General features: G+C 59.5%; 15 protein-coding genes. 6 read left to right on the forward strand and 9 right to left on the reverse strand.

The window, feature by feature from the left end:
- Positions 1–163: 163 nt before the first annotated feature.
- The 5 genes from ACIPIN_RS11205 (at position 164) to ACIPIN_RS11225 (ending at position 3708) form a co-directional block, all read left to right on the forward strand.
- The gene (locus ACIPIN_RS11205) at positions 164–1657 is read left to right on the forward strand and encodes an RNA polymerase factor sigma-54 (RefSeq protein ID WP_401118404.1); all 1494 of its coding nucleotides are present in this window, start codon (positions 164–166) and stop codon (positions 1655–1657) included.
- A 111-nt stretch (positions 1658–1768) separates the two neighbouring features.
- On the forward strand, positions 1769–2077 hold the full coding sequence (gene hpf / locus ACIPIN_RS11210) for a ribosome hibernation-promoting factor, HPF/YfiA family (RefSeq protein WP_401118407.1): 309 nt from the start codon (positions 1769–1771) through the stop codon (positions 2075–2077).
- Between the two features lie 12 nt (positions 2078–2089).
- Entirely contained in the window at positions 2090–2554 is a 465-nt protein-coding gene (ptsN, locus tag ACIPIN_RS11215) for a PTS IIA-like nitrogen regulatory protein PtsN (protein ID WP_123424275.1), read from the forward strand.
- Positions 2555–2556: 2 nt separating this feature from the next.
- Positions 2557–3414 carry an RNase adapter RapZ gene (gene rapZ, locus ACIPIN_RS11220; protein ID WP_401118411.1) on the forward strand — a complete coding sequence of 286 codons (858 nt, stop codon included), beginning with the start codon at positions 2557–2559 and terminating at the stop codon, positions 3412–3414.
- 15 nt (positions 3415–3429) lie between these two features.
- Positions 3430–3708, forward strand: a complete 279-nt coding sequence (locus tag ACIPIN_RS11225; RefSeq protein WP_401118413.1) for an HPr family phosphocarrier protein — start codon at positions 3430–3432, stop codon at positions 3706–3708.
- Positions 3709–3868: 160 nt separating this feature from the next.
- Here ACIPIN_RS11225 and pmbA read toward each other — a convergent pair whose 3' ends face one another.
- Positions 3869–5215 carry a metalloprotease PmbA gene (gene pmbA / locus ACIPIN_RS11230; RefSeq protein WP_401118415.1) on the reverse strand — a complete coding sequence of 449 codons (1347 nt, stop codon included), beginning with the start codon at positions 5213–5215 and terminating at the stop codon, positions 3869–3871.
- 108 nt (positions 5216–5323) lie between these two features.
- Here pmbA and yjgA point away from each other — a divergent pair, with 108 nt between their 5' ends.
- Entirely contained in the window at positions 5324–5848 is a 525-nt protein-coding gene (yjgA, locus tag ACIPIN_RS11235; RefSeq protein ID WP_401118417.1) for a ribosome biogenesis factor YjgA, read from the forward strand.
- A gap of 48 nt (positions 5849–5896) precedes the next feature.
- Here yjgA and tldD read toward each other — a convergent pair whose 3' ends face one another.
- The 8 genes from tldD to mreB form a co-directional block, all read right to left on the reverse strand.
- Positions 5897–7339: a metalloprotease TldD gene (gene tldD / locus ACIPIN_RS11240; RefSeq protein ID WP_401118420.1), complete on the reverse strand. Its 1443-nt coding sequence runs from the start codon at positions 7337–7339 to the stop codon at positions 5897–5899.
- 5 nt (positions 7340–7344) lie between these two features.
- On the reverse strand, positions 7345–8205 hold the full coding sequence (locus tag ACIPIN_RS11245) for a carbon-nitrogen hydrolase family protein (RefSeq protein WP_401118442.1): 861 nt from the start codon (positions 8203–8205) through the stop codon (positions 7345–7347).
- 77 nt (positions 8206–8282) lie between these two features.
- Positions 8283–12086, reverse strand: coding sequence for a YhdP family protein (locus ACIPIN_RS11250; protein ID WP_401118422.1), 3804 nt, complete (start codon positions 12084–12086; stop codon positions 8283–8285).
- Positions 12087–12155: 69 nt separating this feature from the next.
- Positions 12156–13613: a ribonuclease G gene (gene rng / locus ACIPIN_RS11255; protein ID WP_123424267.1), complete on the reverse strand. Its 1458-nt coding sequence runs from the start codon at positions 13611–13613 to the stop codon at positions 12156–12158.
- Between the two features lie 45 nt (positions 13614–13658).
- Positions 13659–14276, reverse strand: coding sequence for a Maf family protein (locus ACIPIN_RS11260; RefSeq protein WP_401118424.1), 618 nt, complete (start codon positions 14274–14276; stop codon positions 13659–13661).
- A gap of 47 nt (positions 14277–14323) precedes the next feature.
- Complete coding sequence (gene mreD, locus ACIPIN_RS11265) at positions 14324–14806, reverse strand: rod shape-determining protein MreD (protein ID WP_401118427.1); 483 nt, start codon at positions 14804–14806, stop codon at positions 14324–14326.
- Positions 14806–15948 carry a rod shape-determining protein MreC gene (gene mreC, locus ACIPIN_RS11270; RefSeq protein ID WP_401118445.1) on the reverse strand — a complete coding sequence of 381 codons (1143 nt, stop codon included), beginning with the start codon at positions 15946–15948 and terminating at the stop codon, positions 14806–14808. The genes mreD and mreC overlap by 1 nt, the downstream gene beginning before the upstream one ends.
- A 143-nt stretch (positions 15949–16091) precedes the next feature.
- Positions 16092–16887: rod shape-determining protein MreB (gene mreB / locus ACIPIN_RS11275; protein WP_401118430.1), on the reverse strand; the 796-nt coding region annotated here is incomplete at its 5' end.

Here is a 16887-nt window from a genome sequence, read left to right on the forward strand (position 1 = left end):
TCGCCGGAGCGCTTGCCCCAATAAAAACTATACGTTTTTATTGTTACAGCGCTCTAGGCAAACACTTCAGTTTCAGGCATATAATTTGCTTATGTTTGGCGCTCACGCGCCCTGTAGTGGATGGCGCATGTGCGCCGGCGAATTAAGGTGTTAAGCCCCTGCCATGAAACCATCGCTAGTCTTGAGAATGGGCCAGCAGCTGACGATGACACCGCAGCTGCAACAGGCCATCCGCCTGCTCCAATTGTCGACCCTGGACCTGCAACAGGAAATCCAGGAGGCATTGGAGTCCAATCCAATGCTCGAACGCCAGGAAGAAGGCGACGACTTCGATAACGCCGACCCGATGGCGGACAACATCGAGCAGAAACCCAACACCGATATCCAGGAACCCACCTACCAGGAAACCGCCCCCACGGTGGATAACCTCGAGGAAGGCGACTGGAACGAGCGCATCCCTAACGAACTGCCGGTCGACACCGCCTGGGAAGACGTTTACCAGACCAGCGCCAGCAGCCTGCCGAGCAACGATGACGACGAATGGGACTTCACCACTCGCACCTCCGCCGGCGAGAGCCTGCAGAGCCATCTGCTCTGGCAATTGAACCTGGCGCCAATGTCCGACACCGATCGGCTGATCGCCGTAACCCTGATCGACTGCATCAACAATCAGGGCTACCTGGACGAAACGCTTGAGGAAATCCTCGAAGCCTTCGATCCGGAACTGGACATCGAACTGGACGAGATCGAAGCCGTCCTGCATCGCATCCAGCAATTCGAGCCTGCCGGCATCGGCGCACGCAACCTCGGCGAATGCCTGTTGCTGCAACTGCGTCAACTGCCCGCCAAGACCCCTTGGCTGGCCGAGGCCAAGCGCCTCGTCATCGACTACATCGACCTGCTGGGCAGTCGCGACTACAGCCAGCTGATGCGCCGCATGAAGCTCAAGGAAGATGAACTGCGCCAGGTCATCGAACTGGTACAGAGCCTCAACCCGCGTCCGGGCTCGCAAATCGAGTCCAGCGAAGCCGAATACGTGGTTCCCGACGTCATCGTGCGCAAAGACAACGAACGCTGGCTCGTGGAGCTGAACCAGGAGTCGGTTCCGCGTTTGCGCGTCAACCCGCAATACGCCGGTTTCGTCCGTCGCGCCGACACCAGCGCCGACAACACCTTCATGCGCAATCAGTTGCAGGAAGCGCGCTGGTTCATCAAGAGCCTGCAAAGCCGCAACGAAACCCTGATGAAAGTCGCCACCCAGATCGTCGAGCACCAGCGCGGCTTCCTTGAGTACGGCGATGAAGCCATGAAGCCGTTGGTCCTGCATGACATCGCTGAAGCGGTCGGCATGCACGAGTCGACGATTTCAAGGGTGACCACGCAAAAATTCATGCATACCCCGCGCGGTATTTATGAACTGAAATACTTTTTCTCCAGCCACGTCAGCACCTCTGAAGGCGGTGAATGCTCGTCCACAGCGATCCGCGCGATCATCAAAAAACTGGTTGCCGCGGAAAATCAGAAAAAGCCGTTGAGTGACAGCAAGATCGCTGGTTTACTGGAGGCACAAGGCATTCAGGTGGCCCGCCGCACCGTCGCCAAGTACCGCGAGTCCCTTGGGATCGCGCCTTCGAGCGAACGCAAGCGGTTGATGTAGCGGGCTACGCCACAGCGTTCCAAGGTTGTGTTCGAAAAACTTTTCGGACACAGCCTAGTGGCAGGTAAACCAGCCTGCCGCCTTATGCACTGGCAACGAAGGAGAAGCTGTATGCAAGTCAATATCAGTGGACACCAACTGGAAGTGACCGAACCCCTGCGCAAATACATCGGCGAAAAACTCGAACGATTAGAAAGGCATTTCGACAAGATCACCAACGTGCAGGTCACGATGACCGTCGAGAAGCTGCTGCAGAAAATCGAAGCCACGCTGCATATCCCCGGTGGAGAAGTAGTTGCCAACGCTGAGCATAACGACATGTATGCCGCGATCGACGCTCTGACCGACAAACTGGATCGCCAACTCAAAAAGCATAAGGAAAAGACCCAGGGCCAGCTCCAAGGCGCAACCGGTCGTTAATACTCCCAACCCATGATCCGACTTGAAAACATCCTGACCCCCGGCCGTTCTTTGGTGAACGTGCCGGGCGGCAGTAAAAAACGCGCCCTTGAACAAATTGCCAACCTGATCGCCCGCGAAGTGCCGGATCTGGAGATGCAAGATGTCTTCGAGAGCCTGATTGCCCGTGAAAAACTCGGTTCCACCGGTTTTGGCAACGGCATCGCTATCCCCCACTGCCGCCTCAAAGGTTGCGAGTCGCCCATCAGTGCCTTGATGCACCTGGACGCCCCTATAGATTTCGATGCCATCGACGGTGCCCCGGTCGACCTGCTGTTCGTTTTGCTGGTCCCGCAAGCCGCTACCGATGCGCACCTGGAGCTGCTCCGCCAGATCGCCAGCATGCTTGATCGTAAAGAAGTCCGCGATCGCCTGCGCAGCGCCACCAGCAATGAAGCCTTGTATCAGGTTGTCCTCGACGAGCAGAACGGTCACTAACCATGCGCTTGATCATCGTCAGCGGCCGCTCAGGCTCAGGTAAAAGCACCGCCCTCGATGTGCTGGAGGACAACGGCTACTACTGCATCGACAACCTGCCGGCCGGCCTGTTGCCGGAATTGGCCGAGCGTGCACTGATTCACACCGAACTGGCGCAGCCTCTGGTCGCCGTCTCCATCGATGCGCGTAACCTGCCGAGCCATCTGTCACGCTTCCCGGAGCTGTTGGAAGAAGTCCGCAGCCGGCACATCCAGTGTGATGTGCTGTATCTGGACGCCGACGAAGAAACCCTGCTCAAGCGCTTTTCGGAAACCCGTCGCCGCCACCCGCTGAGCAACGCCAACCGCTCGCTGGCCGAAGCCATCAATGACGAGACCAGTCTGCTGGGGCCGATTGCCGACCTGGCCGACCTCAAGGTCAACACCACCAATCTGAACCTGTATCAGCTGCGCGATACCATCAAATTGCGTCTCTTGAACCAGCCAGAGCCAGGCACTGCGTTTCTGGTAGAGTCCTTCGGTTTCAAGCGGGGCATGCCGGTCGATGCCGACCTGGTGTTCGACGTGCGTTGCTTGCCGAACCCGTACTGGAAACCGGAACTGCGTGCTCAATCCGGGCTGGACCAGCCGGTTGCCGAGTATCTGGCTGCGCAGCCGGATGTCGAAGAGATGTTCCAGGACATCTCCAGCTACCTGCTCAAATGGCTGCCGCGCTTTGCCGCCAGCAACCGCGCTTACGTCACAATCGCCATTGGCTGCACCGGCGGGCATCACCGCTCCGTCTACCTGACCGAACGTCTGGGTCAGGTCCTGCAACAATCCCTGAAGAACGTCCAGGTTCGCCACCGCGACCTTAGCTAAAGGATTCACACCGCGATGCCCGCTCTGGAAATTGAAATCATCAACAAACTGGGCCTGCATGCCCGCGCTTCCGCCAAGTTCGTGGGCAAAGCTGCGGAGTTTCCCTGCGAGATCAGAGTGGGCCGCACCCCCGACACGAGCAAGATGGTCGATGGCAAGAGCATCATGTCCATGATGATGTTGGCCGCCGGTAAGGGAACGACGATCCACCTTAACGCAGAAGGTGATCAAGCTCAGGAGGCGCTGGATGCGTTGAAAGAGCTGATCAACAACTATTTCGGCGAAGGTGAGTAAAAGATCGCAGCCTGCGGCAGCTCCTACATGTGTTCGACGCGATATTCATGTGAGTCCTGATCCCGTAGGAGCTGCCGCAGGCTGCGATCCTTATCGCGGCCATTAAAAAAAGCGCGCCACCCAATGGGTGGCGCGCTTTTTTTTTCATAACGGTAAGGGTTTAGCTACCCGCCACCGTCATCCGCTCGATCAACACCGAACCGGTGCGAATGTTGCTGCGCAGTTCCAGGTCATTACCCACCGCAACGATCTGCTTGAACATGTCGCGCATGTTGCCGGCGATGGTCACTTCCTGGACCGCGAACTGGATTTCGCCATTCTCGACCCAGAAACCCGCCGCACCGCGAGAGTAGTCACCGGTGACCATGTTCAAGCCCTGGCCCATCAATTCGGTCACCAGCAATCCGCGCCCCATGCGTCGCAGCAGCGCCGCCTGATCTTCGTCGCCGTAGGTGACGAACAGGTTGTGCACACCACCGGAGTTGGCGGTGCTTGGCATGCCAAGTTTACGGCCTGAATAAGTACCCAACACGTAAGACACCAACTCGCCCTTCTCGACGAACGGTTTGGCATAAGTCGCCAGACCATCGCCATCGAACGCCGAACTGCCCATGGCGCGCATCAGGTGCGGACGCTCATCGATAGTCAGCCATTCAGGGAAGAGCTTCTGCCCCAGCGCACCTTCGAGGAACGACGACTTGCGGTACAGGTTTCCGCCCGAAATCGCACCCAGGAAACTGCCGAACAAACCGCCCGCCAGTTCTGCGGAAAACAGCACCGGCACTTCGCAGGTCGGCACCGGACGCGCGCCCAGGCGGCTGGCAGCACGTTGCGCTGCACGTTGACCGATGCTGACCGGATCGGCCAGCAAGTTGCCCTGGCGATTGACGTCGTACCAATAGTCGCGCTGCATCTGGCCGTCAGCTTCGGCAATCATCACGCAGCTCAGGCTGTGACGCGTCGACGCATAACCGCCGATAAAACCATGGCTGTTGCCGTACACGCGGCAACCCTGGTGAGTGCTCAAAGTGGTGCCGTCGGCGTTCTTGATCCGACTGTCGGTGGCGAACGCCGCCGCTTCACAGGCCAGCGCCCGCTCGATCGCTTGCTCCGGGGTGATGTCCCATTCGTGGAACAGATCGAAGTCCGGCAAGTCCTTGGCCATCAGCGCGGCGTCAGCCAGGCCCGAGTGTTCGTCCTCGGAGGTGTGCCTGGCGATGGCCAGGGCGGCAGCAACGGTTTCGCGAATCGCCTCGGGGCCACTGGCCGAGGTGCTGGCCGAGCCTTTGCGCTGGCCAACATACAAGGTGATACCAAAACCCTGATCACGGTTGAACTCAACGGTTTCAACTTCCCGCTGACGCACCGTGGTCGACAGGCCCTGCTCCAGAGACACGGCCACTTCGCAGGCACTGGCACCCTGACGCTTGGCTTCGGCGATGATCTGCTCGACTTGCTCTTGCAGTGCCGGCAACGCTTGTGGGCCGACGCTTTCAACTGCACTCATGCTGTTCTCCACTCAAATTCTGCTTTCGGTTAAGGTCATCGAGCGACCGGGCCGGACAAGCGGCCCCCGACTGGTTATCATGGCGGCGTTTCTTTGCGGACTGCCACCATGGTTGATTCTTACGACGACTCCCTCGACGGGGGAGAAAAAAGCAAAACCCAGGTCAAACGCGAGCTGCATGCTCTGGTTGACCTTGGCGAGCGCCTTACAACACTCAAGCCTGACTTGCTGGCAAAACTGCCGTTGTCCGACGCTTTGCGCCGGGCTCTTAGCGACGCGCCCAAGCACACCGCGAATATCGCGCGTAAACGGCACCTCATGTTTATCGGCAAACTGATGCGCGATCAGGACACCAGCGCCATTCTGTCGCTGCTTGACCAACTCGATGCCTCCACTCGCCAGTACAACGAACGTTTCCACGGTCTGGAGCGCTGGCGCGATCGCTTGATCGCCGGCGACGATGCCGTACTGGAAAAGTTCGTCGTCGACTACCCGGACGCGGATCGCCAGCAACTACGTTCCATGATCCGTCAGGCCCAGCATGAGCTCGCGCAAAGCAAGCCTCCTGCTTCCAGCCGTAAAATCTTCAAGTACATCCGTGAGCTGGACGAGACTCAACGCGGTCTGCGTTAGTCTTCGACCGGGGTGTTCGGCCACGCCGCACACCCCAGGCTCCACCTATCAACCGCCCGTGCCACCCACGGTGATCGCGTCGATTTTCAAGGTTGGCTGGCCGACACCCACCGGCACCGACTGACCATCCTTGCCGCACGTCCCTACCCCGCTGTCCAGCGCCAGGTCATTACCGACCATCGACACCCGACTCATGGCTTCCGGACCGTTACCGATCAACGTTGCCCCTTTTACCGGCGCGGTAATCTTGCCGTCCTCGATCAGGTACGCCTCGCTGGTGGAGAACACGAACTTGCCGCTGGTGATGTCGACCTGACCGCCGCCCAGATTGGCGCAGTAGATGCCTTTCTTCACCGAGGCGATGATTTCTGCCGGATCGCTTTCGCCACCGAGCATATAAGTGTTGGTCATGCGCGGCATCGGCAGGTGCGCGTAAGACTCACGGCGACCGTTGCCGGTGCGCGCCAATCCCATCAGGCGAGCGTTGAGCTTGTCCTGCATGTAGCCCTTGAGCACGCCGTTTTCGATCAGCGTGGTGCACTCGGTCGGGGTGCCTTCGTCGTCGATGCTCAGTGATCCACGGCGACCGGCCAGTGTGCCGTCATCGACGATGGTGCAGAGTTTGGACGCAACCATTTCACCCATGCGACCGCTGTAGGCCGAACTGCCTTTACGGTTGAAGTCGCCTTCCAGACCATGGCCGACCGCTTCGTGCAGCAACACGCCGGACCAACCCGACCCCAGAACCACCGGCAAAGTACCGGCCGGCGCCGGAATGGCTTCGAGATTCACCAGCGCCTGACGCAGCGCCTCACGGGCGTAGCCCATGGCACGATCTTCAGCGAGAAAATAGCGGTAATCGGTACGCCCGCCGCCGCCATGACCACCGCGTTCGCGGCGACCGTTCTGCTCGACGATCACGCTGACATTGAAGCGCACCAGTGGTCGCACATCCGCCGCCAGACCACCGTCGGTGGAGGCCACCAGAATGCGCTCCCAGACTCCGGCCATGCTCACTGTGACTTGCTGGATACGCGGATCGAGAGCGCGAGTCGCCACGTCGATACGCTTGAGCAACTCGACCTTCTCGGCGCGAGTCATTACTTCCAGTGGGTTGTCGGGACCATACAACCGGGCAACGTCCTGAGTGCTGAACGCCTGCACCGTACCGTTTTGCCCGGCGCGGGAGATCGAACGAGCGGCGCGAGCCGCCAGCCCCAGGGCTTCAAGGGTGATCGCATTGCTGTAGGCAAAACCGGTTTTTTCACCCGATTGCGCACGCACGCCGACACCCTGATCGAGGTTGAAGCTGCCTTCCTTGACGATGCCGTCTTCCAGCGCCCAGGACTCGGAAATCTGTCCCTGGAAATACAGGTCGGCCGCATCGATGCCCGGGCCGGCCAAATCACCCAACACGCTTTGCAGGTTCTCGATCGTCACGCCGCCCGGCGCTAGCAGATGTTCACTGACTGAGGACAACAACTCGCTCATAGGTTTTACGCCTTAATTCCACGTTCTGAGGCAGGTCGCTGTGCGCCCTGCGAGAAAAAGCGCCGGTGACTGGACACCGGCATCCGCGCCCGGATGGACGCCTGTTCGCTGCTATCACGTTCAGCCAGCAGCACGGCTTCGCCTTGATCCTGCTCCGCCAGCACGCGCCCCCATGGGTCGACAATCGCCGCATGGCCGAAGGTTTCACGCGGTCCCGGGTGGGTTCCGCCTTGGGCAGCGGCCAACACGTAACACTGGGTCTCGATGGCCCGCGCGCGGATCAACACTTCCCAATGGGCCGCGCCCGTCACCGCGGTAAACGCTGACGGTGCGGTAATCAGTTCCGCCCCGGCGGCGCGCAATTCGCTGTACAGCTCCGGAAAGCGCAAGTCGTAGCAAACCGTCAGGCCAACCCGGCCGACCGGCGTATCGGCAACCACCACCTTACTGCCATGAGCATAGTCATCGGATTCGCGGTAGCGCCCACGATTGTCCGCCACATCGACATCGAACAAATGCAGCTTGTCGTAGCGAGCCACCGTTTGACCGTGCTCATCGATCAGCAACGAGCAGGCATTGGATTTTGCCTGGGGCTGATCCACCGGCGGTAACGGCAAGGTGCCGGCCACTATCCATAACTTGAGGTCGCGAGCGGTCTGTTTCAACCAGGGCAGGATCGGGCCTTCGCCCACGGCCTCGGCGCGACCGATGTCAGCGATGTCACGACGGCCCATGGCGGCGAAGTTTTCCGGCAATACCGCCAGTCGCGCACCGCCCGCTGCCGCTTGCTCGAGCAAATGCCGAGCATGGGCCAGGTTGGTCGGCACGTCGCTCTGGCTGACCATTTGAATCACCGCTACAGACATGGCCATTTCCTTATCTGGAATCAACACATACAGGGGGCTTACGGCCATGCTACTCCATAGGTCTGGAGAATGGCTTTTCAAAAAGGCTTGTCGTAGGTGATTTTCGGCTCTTTCCAAGGACCTTTGATGGTGTATTTGACGCTGGCAAAGCGCGCCACGCGATCACCGATCAGCTTGTCGATCAAAAACAGTGCACCGCCTACCGCTGGCGCGCCGACAATCAGTGCAGCAATCGGCAGGTTGTTGGTCAACGGCAGGGTCAACAACAGCTGGGCATCGACCTTGTCGTTAACCATGTCCATGGTGCCGTTGAGCTCAAGATTGCTCGACGGGCCAGTCAGGGTGATCGGTTCGCGAGTGACGTACACACCATCGCTGGCCACCAGCAGCCCCTTGACCCGGTCGTAACTCAGACCTTTGCCGAACAGGTCGGAGAAGTCCAGACGCAAGCGACGGCCGATCGAGTTGAAATTGAGCAGGCCAAACACCCGCAACGCCTGCGCGCCACCTTCGACTTCGACGAACTGCCCTTTGCGTAGCGTGGCATCCAGGCTGCCGGAGTAACGCTTTGGACCGACCCAGGCCGGTGAGCCAGGCCAGCGGCCGTCGATGTCCATATGGAACTCTTCGCTGGTCACCGTCGGCGCGAAGCCCCAGCCCTTGAGCACATCTCCGAGATTCTTGCCCTCAAGACGGCCCTTGTACCAACTGCTGCTGGCACCCGCCACGCCTTCCCAGCCACCCGCGCCCTGCAACTGCATGCCTTTGAGGCCCAGATTCATGCTGTTGAAGGCAATGCCCTTGACGATTGGACGGACCTTCAGCGACCAGGCGCCCACCAGGTCAGCGCCCTGATACAGCTCGTCAATCTTGATATCCAGTGCGGGAATTTTCGTCGGATCGACCGAAGCCAGCGGGTCCGGTGCATTTTCGTCGGCCTGCACCTTCGGATCAGGCGCCGGCAACCGCACGTATTGCAGGCTGATCGCAATCGACGCGGACTTGGCGTCGGGAATCCCGACAGTGCCTTTGGCCTGCTGGCTATCGAGTTGCAACGTCCAGGCAGTCGGCTTGCGATCCAGTTGCAGGTGAGCCTGATCCAGCGTAGTGCCAAACCCCGTGAGCTTGTCGACCTTGAAGTCCGCACCACTGAGCAGTTGCTTGGCGCTACCGCCCGGATCCTTTCCGGCATAGCGATCAATCAGGGCTTTCCATGGCTCGACATCCAGTTCCGACAGCACGCCACGAATGCGCAGGCCTTTATCGCCAGGCAACTGCGCGTTGCCGTTACCCATGAACAACTCGCCACGGCCATCGGCAAAATTGCCGCTGGGCGCTGCGAAGGTGAAATCCGCCAGGTTGCCATAGTTGAGCCAGTAACGCCGTTCCGGCCCTTGCAGGGTCATGCGCAACACCGTGTCGCGACCTTGCGCGGCGGACATGCCGAAAGGTGCCGGCAAATCGACTGCAACGCCCTTGAGGCTGGAGCTGACCATCAACTGGCTGTCGGCGCCGTCGAGGTTGAGCTGCATCTGATAAGGGATAGTCCCGGAAACTGGCAACGGCTGAGTGACGTTCAGCCAATCGGTGAGTTTTTTCACCGCCACCTGGCCGTTGGCGGTTACCCGGGTGTTGAGTTTGCCAGGGCTGCCATCGGCATAAATCTGTGCACTGATCGGCCGGTCGAAAGCCTGCGCAGTAATGTTCTGGCCACTCAAACCCTTGGCGCTGTCAAAGCGGAAATCACCCTTGAGCTGCGTCAGCTCAAGCACCGGATCGCTCAGTTTCAGACGCGATTTGGCGGTTTTGAAGTCGACCACAATCTTCGGTTCTTCGCCCTTGGCCAAGGGGATATCCAGTTTCAGATTACCTTGCAATTCACCTTCACCCTGCCAACCAGCGAAGGTCGGACCGGTGCCAATCGGCGCGTCCTGAAGAATCTTCAGGCCGTCACCCAGACCACCGGCGAAAGCACCGTCGAGGAACAGATGAGGGTTCTGCCCGGCGGGCGCATGGGGAATGTTGACGTAGATATCGCGCACCTGGGTATCGAGCAACTGGCCCTTGCTGGCCAGAATGCGTACACCACTGTCCTCGATGAACACATCGCCGCTGACCTTGCCGACATGTGGCCAACCCGGCTGAAAGGCCAGTTCGGCGTCGTGCACTTTGAAGAACAGGCTGATGCTGCGTGCAGTGCCGGTGGCATCGTGGTTCAGCGAACCCTGATACTGGAAGAAACCTTCATCCACCGCACCTTTGAGAATCGCCGTACGCAGCCACTCATCCAGCGCCGGACTCAAGACCTTCGGCAGGTACTTGGCGGTGTAGCGTCCGTCCCCCTCCAGCAGACCGACCCGCAGGTCCATGTAGTCTTCCTGAGTGTGATCGAAATGCAGGCGAATCAGGAAGTCACCGGCAATCTTGCCCTCTTCGCCCAGCACCTTCAGGTACGGAGCGATCAGGGTGAAACCTTGTTGATCGAGTTTCCAGGTCAGCCGGGCATTGGCCTGAATGTACTGCCATGGCTTGGCGAAAATCGGGTCCAGGTGCAAGGAAAAATCCTTGCTGTCCATGCGCAGCTCACCTTGGCCGAGGTCACCGCTGATGCTTCCGGAAACGTTACGCGCCGCCGGAGCACCGTGATAAGCATCAAACCCGACACGCTCAAGATTGGCGGCGAAGCTGAATTTGCTGTCATCGGTAGCCTCGGGCCGGATGTCGATCAGCACGTTGCGCAAAGCACCGGTGACCTTGAGCCGCTCGACCACCGTGGCGAAATCTTTGGGCAGCGGCCCCAACGCATTCAGCAACGGTGTAATCGGGGTGAGGTCAACGCGGTCGGCTTGCAGGTGCCAGAGCTCCGAGGTCTTTTCCGTGGTCGCGGTCTGTTGAAGCTGCAGATGGGTCTCCCAGCGGGTTTCCCCCAGCGTCATGGCCAGAGAATCGAAGGACACCTGGAAACCTTCGGTACTGCGCTGGAAGTACCCGTTGAACGCCAGATTGTCGATCTTGATCGGTGTGCGTTCGGCGTAGCCACCCTTGATTTGCGGCGCGTTGAGACGAACCGCGGCGCTTTGCAGGGTACCCTTGCTCCAGTTAACCCAAAGCTCGCCACCGGCCTTGATCTCGGAAAAATTCCATTGCCGGGTTATGCGCTCGGGCAACCATTTCGACCAGTCACTTTGTGGCAGGCTGAGGTAAGCATCGACTTCGGCCTCTTGCCACTGATCGGCACGAATCCGGCTATTCAGGCTCATGGCCAGCGGCTGGCCGTCAGGCAAGGTCAGACGAGCGTCGAGGCGCTGGCGGCTGACACCGGGTTTAAGGTTCAGGCCGACATAGGTCAGGGTCAACGGCGCGTGGTCGATCGGCAGCAAGGTGATCTGGCTGTCGAGCACCGACAACTGCGCCACTATCTGCATGCGGTTGAGCAGTTGCTCGGGGTCCAGCGGCTGATTCTGCTGCACCGGCAGGCCTTCGAGCGCCCATTGACCATCCTGGCCTTCCTTGAGGCTGATCTTCAGGCCATTGAGTTCCAGGTGTTTGATGCGCAGCGCGCGCGCCAGCAAGCTGGCCCAGATATCCGGCACAGCCCGTACTTGCTCCAGGTGCAAGGCATTGGCGCCATCACCGACCGTTACATCGTGGGCCAGCAAAATCGGCGCCATGCCACTCCAGCGTCCTTCCAGGCCACCGATCTGCAACGGCATGCCCAGCGCTTCACGGGCCTTGGCTTCGACCTCCACACGATACTCGGCCACCAGCGGAATAAACTCGCGTCCGAGGCTGACGTACAGCGCAGCCAGCACCAGCAACAATGCGCAGAGCCCCAGCCCCCAGCGGATCGATGCGATGAAAAGGCGGATCAGACGTTCCATGTCAGTTGGCTCCCATGGCGAGATCGTGCAGCGAGCTGAGGCCAGCCGTCAGTAATGAAACACAGCGAATCAGAGCAGCACCACGTCGTATTGTTCCTGGGAGTACATGGTTTCTACCTGAAAACGAATAGTTCGTCCGATAAAACCTTCAAGTTCAGCGACATTGCCCGACTCTTCGTCGAGCAACCGGTCAACCACTTTCTGGTTGGCCAGCACACGATAGCCTTCAGCCTGATAGGCGCGGGCTTCACGCAAGATCTCCCGGAAGATTTCATAGCACACGGTTTCCGGGGTCTTGAGCTTGCCACGGCCCTGACAACTGCTGCACGGCTCGCAGAGCACCTGCTCGAGGCTTTCACGCGTGCGCTTGCGCGTCATCTGCACCAGACCCAACTCGGTGATCCCGATGATGTTGGTCTTGGCATGATCGCGTTCCAGCTGTTTCTCCAGCGTGCGCAGCACCTGGCGCTGATGCTCCTCGTCTTCCATGTCGATGAAGTCAATGATGATGATCCCACCCAGGTTGCGCAGGCGCAGCTGCCGGGCAATCGCAGTGGCCGCTTCCAGGTTGGTTTTGAAGATAGTCTCTTCAAGATTACGGTGCCCGACGAAAGCGCCAGTGTTCACATCAATGGTGCTCATGGCTTCTGCCGGATCGACCACCAGATAGCCACCGGACTTGAGCGGTACTTTGCGCTCCAGTGCCTTTTGAATTTCGTCCTCGACGCCATACAGATCGAAAATCGGCCGCTCGCCCGGATAGTGTTCCAGACGGTCAGCGATTTCCGGCATCAGCTCGGCAACGAACTGCGTGGTTTTCTGGAAGGTTTCCCGCGAGTCGATGCGGATCTTCTCGATCTTCGGGCTGACCAGATCGCGCAACGTGCGCAGGGCCAGGCCGAGGTCTTCGTAGATCACGTTCGGTGCGCTGACGGTCTTGATCTGTGCGCCAATCTGATCCCAGAGGCGACGCAGGTAACGGATGTCCATCAGGATCTCATCGGCACCGGCGCCTTCTGCCGCAGTGCGCAGAATAAAACCGCCGGCCTCTTTGATGCCTTCCTTCGCGACGCAATCGGTGACCACCTGTTTGAGACGTTCGCGCTCGGTTTCGTCCTCGATTTTCAGCGAAATACCGACGTGAGCCGTGCGCGGCATGTACACCAGATAGCGCGAGGGAATCGACAGTTGGGTCGTCAGACGCGCGCCTTTGGAGCCGATCGGATCTTTGGTGACTTGCACCACCAGGCTCTGGCCTTCATGCACCAGTGCGCTGATGCTTTCCACCGCTGGGCCTTCACGCAGGGAGATTTCCGAGGCGTGGATAAAGGCTGCCCGGTCCAGACCGATATCGACGAATGCCGCCTGCATGCCTGGCAGAACGCGAACGACCTTGCCTTTATAAATGTTGCCGACAATCCCGCGACGCTGGGTGCGCTCGACATGAACCTCTTGCAGAACACCGTTTTCGACCACCGCCACGCGCGATTCCATCGGCGTGATGTTGATCAGAATCTCTTCACTCATGGCAAGGTCTCGTTCAGGCATATTCACGATTATGGCCGCATCAAGTCAGTACGGCGCTTGGCGCGCGATAAGGTTTTGCCAACAGGGTATGCCGAAATGGCTGAGTAGCTCGAAGGTTTCGCACAGCGGCAGGCCGACCACGGCGGAGTAACTGCCGTTGAGTGCTGCGACAAACACCGCGCCGAGGCCTTGAATTCCGTAGCCGCCAGCCTTGTCCCGTGGCTCGCCGCTGGCCCAGTAGGCCGCTGCCTCTTTATGACTGATGAAGCGAAAACGCACCAGGCTGCGCACCACGCGGGATTCGCAGTATTGGCCATCAAGCACGGCGATTGCGGTCAGCACTTCATGTTCACGACCCGACAGGCTCATCAACATGCTCAGCGCTTCGGCTTCGTCGAGCGGTTTACCAAGAATCTTCCCATCAAGCACCACGGCGGTGTCGGCACCCAACACACAAATGGGTGCACCCGGTTTGCTGATCGCCAGCTGTGCACGACCGGCCTCGGCCTTGCCGCGCGCCAGACGCTCGACATAGGCAGCAGGAGATTCGTCAGTCAGAGGGGTTTCATCGATGTCTGCGCTGATGGCAGTGAACGGCACGCCGATCTGCGTGAGCAGTTCACGCCGACGCGGCGAGCCTGAGGCGAGGTAAAGCGTATTCATCAAGACATCTCCCTGTCGAGGTACGGGCTAATGCCTGACCGAATTAATTAGTTGATTTTGTAGCGGCGGCTCAACCCACGCAATCCGAAGCTGACCCAGGGCCAGAGCAACGCGCTGATCAGCGCTGGTAAAAGTACGGCCAGCGTTTGACGGTTGCCGGTCAAGGCGCTGAGCCACAGTTGCAGCAATTGTGCGAGCCCCAGGATCACCAGAATCACCAGGCTTTGCTGCCACATCGGAAACATCCGCAAACGCGGTCGCAGCGTCATGATCAAAAAGGTGATCAGGGTCAGAATCAGCGCGTTGTGTCCCAGCAAGGTTCCAAACAGCACGTCTTGCATCATGCCCAGACACCAGGCCGTAAGCATCCCGACTTTCTGCGGCACTTCCAATGCCCAATACGCCAATGGCAGCGCAAGGAACATCGGGCGCAGGATCTCGACATGCGGGAACGGTACGATACTGAGCAACAAGGCGATGACAAACGTCAGCCAGATCATCCAGCCATTACGAGGTCGGGTACTGGCCATTATTCTCTACCCTGAGTGGTGGCTTCGGGCGTTGTTGCCGGTGGCTTGACCGCAGCCGGCTTGACGACAGCCGCTGGCGCTGCGGGTGGCTTGGCCACCGCGGGATGCACAGCATGTTTGGCCGGGGCCGATTTGGTTGCAGGCTTGGCCGCCGCAGGCGCTGCCGGAGTGGCCGTTGCGGGTGCAGGTGTCGCGGCGGCTGGCGCCGGAGCAAGGGCGGCGGCCGGTTTAGGTACGGTGGCGGGCACGAATGCCGCGCCGCCAGGATGCTGATCGGCATCCTGGGCCTGAGCGGCTTCGTTGGCGCGCTCTTCCGGGGTGCGGCCGTCACTGAACACCAGCAACATGTAACGACTGCGATTGAGTGCAGCGGTCGGCACCGCACGCACGATGGCGAACGGCTGGCCAGAGTCGTGGATGACTTCCTTGACGGTCGCCACCGGGTAACCGGCCGGGAAGCGCTGACCGAGGCCAGAGCTGACCAACAGATCGCCTTCTTTAATGTCAGCCGTGTCCGCAACGTGACGCAACTCCAGACGCTCCGGGTTGCCGGTACCGCTGGCAATCGCCCGCAAGCCGTTACGGTTCACTTGCACGGGAATGCTGTGAGTGGTGTCGGTCAGCAACAATACACGCGAGGTGTAAGGCATCAGTTCGACCACCTGGCCCATCAGACCACGGGCATCGAGCACCGGTTGGCCGAGCACCACGCCGTCGCGCTCACCTTTGTTGATGATGATGCGATGGGTGAAGGGGTTGGGATCGACGCCGATCAACTCGGCCACTTCGACCTTCTCGTTGACCAGTGCGGACGAGTTGAGCAACTCGCGCAGCCGAACGTTCTGCTCGGTCAAGGCCGCAAGCTTTTGCATGCGCCCCTGCAGCAGCAGGTTTTCAGTCTTGAGTTTTTCGTTTTCGGCGACCAGCTCGGTACGGCTGCCAAATTGACTGCTCACACCCTGCCACAACCGCTCCGGCAGGTCGGTGATCCAATAGGCGTCCATCAAGACCAGCGACATCTGACTGCGCGCAGGCTTGAGCACTTCAAAGCGGGCATCGACCACCATCAGCGCGACCGATAGCACGGCCAGCACCAGAAAGCGCACGCCCATTGAGGGACCTTTGGCGAAAAGCGGTTTAATAAGCCGCTCCTCCCAGGCAAATGTTCTCTTTATTCATACGGCATCAAACCGGCCTGGATGCAGACTGACAGAAGATAAACGCCAACAGGCAGCACTGCAAAGTGCTGCCTGTGAGCGGAACAGCATAGAAGCATCCGGCGAAATTATTCGCTGGAGAGCAAGTCCATGGTGTGTTTATCCATCATTTCCAATGCACGGCCACCACCGCGAGCAACGCAGGTCAGCGGGTCTTCGGCAACGATCACCGGCAGGCCGGTTTCCTGGGCCAGCAACTTGTCGAGGTCACGCAGCAAGGCGCCACCACCGGTCAGTACCAGACCGCGCTCGGCGATATCCGACGCCAGTTCCGGCGGCGATTGCTCCAGCGCGCTTTTCACGGCCTGAACGATGGTTGCCAGGGACTCTTGCAGAGCTTCCAGCACTTCATTGGAGTTCAGGGTGAATGCACGTGGAACGCCTTCAGCCAGGTTACGGCCGCGAACGTCGACTTCGCGAACTTCACCGCCCGGGTAGGCAGTACCGATTTCCTGCTTGATGCGCTCGGCGGTGGACTCGCCGATCAGGCTGCCGTAGTTGCGACGCACATACGTGATGATCGCTTCGTCGAAGCGGTCGCCGCCAACCCGTACGGATTCGGCGTAAACCACACCGTTCAGGGAAATCAGCGCGATTTCAGTGGTACCACCACCGATATCGACGACCATCGAACCGCGAGCCTCTTCCACCGGCAGGCCGGCACCGATCGCAGCAGCCATTGGCTCTTCGATCAGGAACACTTCACGGGCACCGGCACCAAGCGCCGATTCACGGATGGCACGACGCTCAACCTGAGTGGATTTGCATGGAACGCAGATCAGCACACGAGGGCTAGGCTGCAGAAAGCTGTTTTCGTGAACCTTGTTGATAAAGTACTGCAGCATCTTTTCGCAGACGCTGAAG

The sequence above is a fragment of the Pseudomonas sp. NPDC087697 genome, from assembly GCF_044743155.1.
Classification (GTDB): domain Bacteria; phylum Pseudomonadota; class Gammaproteobacteria; order Pseudomonadales; family Pseudomonadaceae; genus Aquipseudomonas.

Excerpts from the sequence above, each read along its gene's own strand:
- mreD (WP_401118427.1), bottom strand. The coding sequence starts at position 14,806 with ATGGCCAGTACCCGACCTCGTAATGGCTGGATGATCTGGCTGACGTTT.
- yjgA (WP_401118417.1), top strand. The coding sequence starts at position 5,324 with ATGGTTGATTCTTACGACGACTCCCTCGACGGGGGAGAAAAAAGCAAA.
- pmbA (WP_401118415.1), bottom strand. The coding sequence starts at position 5,215 with ATGAGTGCAGTTGAAAGCGTCGGCCCACAAGCGTTGCCGGCACTGCAA.
- rapZ (WP_401118411.1), top strand. The coding sequence starts at position 2,557 with ATGCGCTTGATCATCGTCAGCGGCCGCTCAGGCTCAGGTAAAAGCACC.
- rng (WP_123424267.1), bottom strand. The coding sequence starts at position 13,613 with ATGAGTGAAGAGATTCTGATCAACATCACGCCGATGGAATCGCGCGTG.
- ACIPIN_RS11225 (WP_401118413.1), top strand. The coding sequence starts at position 3,430 with ATGCCCGCTCTGGAAATTGAAATCATCAACAAACTGGGCCTGCATGCC.
- ACIPIN_RS11205 (WP_401118404.1), top strand. The coding sequence starts at position 164 with ATGAAACCATCGCTAGTCTTGAGAATGGGCCAGCAGCTGACGATGACA.
- hpf (WP_401118407.1), top strand. The coding sequence starts at position 1,769 with ATGCAAGTCAATATCAGTGGACACCAACTGGAAGTGACCGAACCCCTG.
- ptsN (WP_123424275.1), top strand. The coding sequence starts at position 2,090 with ATGATCCGACTTGAAAACATCCTGACCCCCGGCCGTTCTTTGGTGAAC.
- ACIPIN_RS11260 (WP_401118424.1), bottom strand. The coding sequence starts at position 14,276 with ATGAATACGCTTTACCTCGCCTCAGGCTCGCCGCGTCGGCGTGAACTG.
- ACIPIN_RS11250 (WP_401118422.1), bottom strand. The coding sequence starts at position 12,086 with ATGGAACGTCTGATCCGCCTTTTCATCGCATCGATCCGCTGGGGGCTG.
- ACIPIN_RS11245 (WP_401118442.1), bottom strand. The coding sequence starts at position 8,205 with ATGTCTGTAGCGGTGATTCAAATGGTCAGCCAGAGCGACGTGCCGACC.
- tldD (WP_401118420.1), bottom strand. The coding sequence starts at position 7,339 with ATGAGCGAGTTGTTGTCCTCAGTCAGTGAACATCTGCTAGCGCCGGGC.